Source organism: Psychrobacter sp. 4Dc (assembly GCF_002836715.1).
Classification (GTDB): domain Bacteria; phylum Pseudomonadota; class Gammaproteobacteria; order Pseudomonadales; family Moraxellaceae; genus Psychrobacter.
In genome coordinates, this window is sequence record NZ_PJAT01000058.1 from 1 (window position 1) to 241 (window position 241).

1 protein-coding gene is annotated in these 241 nt (G+C 51.5%); it reads right to left on the reverse strand.

Translation table 11 applies throughout. From position 1 onward, the window contains the following. The coding region (locus CXF61_RS14005; RefSeq protein WP_193834170.1) for an Ig-like domain-containing protein at positions 1-241 on the reverse strand (241 nt) is incomplete at both ends.

The following is a 241-nucleotide window of genomic DNA, read 5'->3' on the forward strand; positions in this document are numbered from 1 at the left end:
CCGCCGTGACGGTGATGGTCTCTGTAGCAGTATCTGTACCGCCTTTGCCATCGCTGATGGTGTACGGGAAGCTCACGCTGCCATTAAAGTTGGCATTTGGGGTGAAGGTGATGACGCCAGCAGTATCTACGCTGATCATACCATTGTCTACAGTAATGTCTTTGGCGGTGCCAAGCACTGGCATCGACTCACCATTGATCGAGGTGATACTTAACGTATCGCCATCAATATCGCTGTCACC